The sequence below is a fragment of the Hydrogenophaga sp. genome (genome assembly GCF_041633695.1).
Taxonomy (GTDB): Bacteria; Pseudomonadota; Gammaproteobacteria; order Burkholderiales; family Burkholderiaceae_C; genus Hydrogenophaga.
In genome coordinates this window covers 1-3,746 of sequence record NZ_JBFJMY010000406.1, presented here as the reverse complement: position 1 = coordinate 3,746, position 3,746 = coordinate 1, and the positions used below count along the sequence as shown (strand labels likewise).

Below are 3,746 nucleotides of genomic sequence, written 5' to 3'. Positions count from 1 at the left end.
GCCGGATCCCCGCCCAGTCCTCGACGGCATCGTCTTGCCGCGGAGGGATCTGGACCGTGAACTGGGTGTAGCCGGCATCGCCGAGCGCACCGATGCGGGCGATCAGGTCGTTCCGGGTCCCCGTGAAGGTCGTCTCCCTGATCAGGTCGGCGGTGACGTAGCTGGGCACCGTCCAGCCCGGGTTGCGGTTGGGGGTTTGTTTGCCCCGGAAGTTCAGGCCTGCGCCCAGCCGCAGCCGGGGTGTGAGCTGGTAGGTGCTCCACACCGTGCCCGAATGCACCGGCGTGAGCGAGGGGCGGGTGCCCTGGCCTTCGGAGCCGGCCACGCCGACGTCGATGTTGGCCACCGGCATCCACATGTAGGAGCCATAGACTTCCCATTGGGGTGTCAGGCGTCCGGTGATGTCGGTCTCAAAACCGGCCACGTGGCGCTTGCCCGAGAGCGTGACCAGGTTCACCAAAGGGTCGGTGTTGCGCTCGTGTAGCTTGGTCGAACGGAACAGGGCCAGGCGGGTGGTGAAGTTGCCATCGGAAGAGTCCAGCTTGGCACCGAGCTCGATGTTGATCGATTGTTCGGGCGGGATGTCGGCATTGCGGGCGCCCAGCGAATACGCGTCGCCCGAGGTGTTGAACGATGTCGCGGCCGAGAAGTGGTAGGACTGGCGGGCCGTGGGTTGGTAGAGCACCCCCAGGCGTTTGCTGACCTCCGAGACCTTCATCTGGTAGCTGGCCGGGCAGCCATTGCCTGTGACGCAGCTGTAGTCGCCTTGCAAGTTGTCGTAGCGCAGACCGGCCAGCACCTTCCAATGTGGAGCGACTTGCACCAAGTCCTGCACATACAGGCCATAGCCCTTGGCTTTGTAGGTGTTGGCGGTGGTGAGCGTGCGGGCCGCTTCATTGATCCAGGCGCCGTCGTTGGGTGCACCTACCGTGGTGTCGGGCTTGGTGACGGACGACGCCGAATACACCACCTTTTCTTCGCGTGCGAAATCGATGCCGGTCTGCAGCTCGTGTTTGAAACCCAGGGCCTCGAACTTGCCGCTGAAGTCGCTTTGCGCATACACGCTGTCCAGGTCTTGCACCTTGGGTTGGTTGCCGCGCCGCAGCGCCGTGGACGGCGCAAAGGTGTCGAGTCCGGTGGCGGTGCGAAAGCGGATGGCACTGGCGCGCTGGTCGCGTTCGTAGGCCCCTTTGCGCACCTTGGTGGTGATTTGGTTGTCGCGGTCGAACCGGTGTACGTGGCTGAGCGTGACGTAGGTCGCCGAGCCCGCGCTGTAGTCACTGGCCATGCCGTAGTAGGCATCGGGATCGAGCGGCAACAAGGTGGTCTCGGACACGTCGGAGCCGCTGGTTGGGCGGATCCACGGCATGCCGTAGTTCATGCCGTTGTTGTTGTCCAGGTGGTAGAGGCTGGCCGAGAACTCGTTTTTCTCGCCAATGCCGAAGCGGTAGGTGCCGGCAATGCCTTTTTTGTCGATGCTGCTGCCCGAGCCGTTGTTGTCTGCCTTGGTGACCATGGCGTTCAGGCGCAACGCGGCGCTGTCACCGGTCTGGATGTTGAAGTCGCCCAGCGCACGCTTGTAGCCATGGCTGCCCAGGGTGAAGTCCACCTGGTGTTCGTCGATCAGGCGCGGCACCTTGTTGACCATATTGACCGCGCCGCCCGTGGAACCACGGCCAAACAGCATGGAGGCCGAGCCACGCAGCAGTTCCAGCCGGTCGAGGTTGAAGGTGTCTCGGTCGTAGAAAGCTGGGTCGCGCATGCCGTCCACGAACACGTCGCCGGTGCTTTGCAGGCTGAACCCGCGCAGGCGGATGTCTTCTTCGCCACCTTCGGCGGCGAGAAAGCTGATGCCGCCCGTGTTCTTCAGAGCTTCTTTCATGGTGTCTAGGTTGCGGTCATCGATCAGCTTTTCGGTGACCACGGTGACCGACTGCGGGATGTCGCGCAGCTTTTGCTGGCCTTTGCCAATGGTGGTTTCGGTGGCGCGCAGGCTGTCTTTACCTTCAGGCGCCTCGGCCTGGGCGCGCACGGTCACGGTGGGCAGGGTGTTGGCGGCGGGCGGCGGCGTCTGGGCCATGGCGCTCATGGAGCCGGCCAGCAAGGCGGCACCCAGCGGCAGCAAGGCCGAGCCAGAGGCGGATGGCCGTGCCGAGGGTTCGGCGGCGAAAGGAGGTCGGGGAGTGGCGGAGGGTCGGCGGTTCATGCTTGCAGCGGTCGTAAAGAAGTTGTCGGCTGGCTGCATGCAAGAGGTGCACAGTGGCTGGCTGGTGGAAGAATAGTATTACGAATGCGAACGATTCGCAAATAAAGGTAAAGTTCGGGTGTCGATTTGTCGGTTTTTGCAGACAACACCCCATCTTCCACGGACCCTCGTTTGGCCAGATTTGCTGCACTGCAAAAAAATCCCTATCGATGCCATAAATACTATCGATTTCAATTTATGATAGTTTTTGGATATTATTCATCCATCGCCACAAGCGAACCGTTTTATCAACCAGCAAGGAAATCACCATGTCTCTCATCAACAGCGAAATCAAACCCTTCTCGGCCACAGCGTTCCACGTCGGCAAGTTCGTGCCCGTGACCGAAGCGAGCCTCAAAGGCAAGTGGTCGGTGGTGTTCTTCTATCCGGCCGACTTCACCTTTGTCTGCCCGACCGAACTCGGCGATCTGGCCGACCACTACGACACCTTCAAGTCCATGGGCGTGGAAATCTACGCCGTGTCGACCGACACGCACTTCACCCACAAGGCCTGGCACGACACCTCGGAGACCATCGGCAAGATCAAATACCCCATGATCGGCGACCCGACCGGTGCGATCACCCGCAACTTCGACGTGATGATCGAAGCCGATGGCATGGCCGATCGCGGCACCTTCGTGATCGACCCCGAAGGCAAGATCCAGATCGTGGAAGTGACCGCCGGTGGCATTGGCCGCGATGCCCTGGAGCTGTTGCGCAAGGTCAAGGCCGCCCAATACGTGGCGGCTCACCCCGGCGAAGTCTGCCCCGCCAAGTGGAAAGAAGGCGAAGCCACGCTGGCACCTTCTCTGGATTTGGTCGGGAAGATCTGAGTCCGCACGCTCCGCCGCTTCGCGGGTCGCTGCCCCCATGGGGGTGCGGCCTTGCTTGGGGCGGCGCGGCGCGTCACCCCCTCAAGGGGGCAATGGCTGTGGCCCGTCCTGAGCCTGACGAAGGGCGGTTCCACGGCATTCTGGAAAGGGGCACCTCTTTCCACCACCGCTTCGCGATTTCGTACCGCAGACCCATGGGCTTGTAGCCAGGCCCATGCACCAGCGGCACTGCATCCCTGTGCCCATTTTTTTGCTTTTAGAAGGCGTTCACCATGCTCGACACCACCATGAAATCCCAGCTCCAGACCTATCTGGGCATGCTCAAGACACCGATCCGCCTGATCGGCTCTTTCGACAGCGGCGCCAAGTCGGTCGAATTGCGTGGCTTGCTGGAAGAGATCGCTGGCCTGTCTGACAAGGTGGCGTTTGACGCGACCGGCGACGACCCGCGCAAACCTTCGTTCGTGATGGCCCGCGAGGGCGAGACCACCGGGGTGCGCTTTGCGGCCATCCCGCTGGGCCACGAGTTCACATCGCTGGTGCTGGCGCTGTTGTGGACCGGCGGGCACCCGCCCAAGGTCGCGCCCGACGTGATCGAACAGATCAAGGGACTGGATGGCGAACACCGGTTCGAGGTCTACATGTCTTTGTCGTGCCACAACTGCCCG

The 3,746-nt window shown here is 62.2% G+C and carries 2 protein-coding genes and 1 pseudogene; 2 read left to right on the top strand and 1 reads right to left on the bottom strand.

Going from position 1 to position 3,746, the window contains the following annotated elements; all coding sequences use genetic code 11:
* Positions 1 to 2,206, bottom strand: a 2,206-nt coding sequence (locus ABYB95_RS19030) for a TonB-dependent receptor (protein WP_372660430.1), incomplete at its 3' end; no start/stop codon positions are given.
* A gap of 308 nt (positions 2,207 to 2,514) precedes the next feature.
* Between ABYB95_RS19030 and ahpC the strand changes: the two genes are divergently transcribed.
* Positions 2,515 to 3,078, top strand: coding sequence for an alkyl hydroperoxide reductase subunit C (gene ahpC / locus ABYB95_RS19025; protein WP_372660427.1), 564 nt, complete (start codon positions 2,515 to 2,517; stop codon positions 3,076 to 3,078).
* A 272-nt stretch (positions 3,079 to 3,350) separates the two neighbouring features.
* Positions 3,351 to 3,746, top strand: a pseudogene (locus ABYB95_RS19020) (alkyl hydroperoxide reductase subunit F); the annotation flags it as partial.

What these genes read in the sequence shown, in the direction of transcription:
- ahpC (WP_372660427.1), top strand. Translation starts at nt 2,515, where the DNA reads ATGTCTCTCATCAACAGCGAAATCAAACCCTTCTCGGCCACAGCGTTC.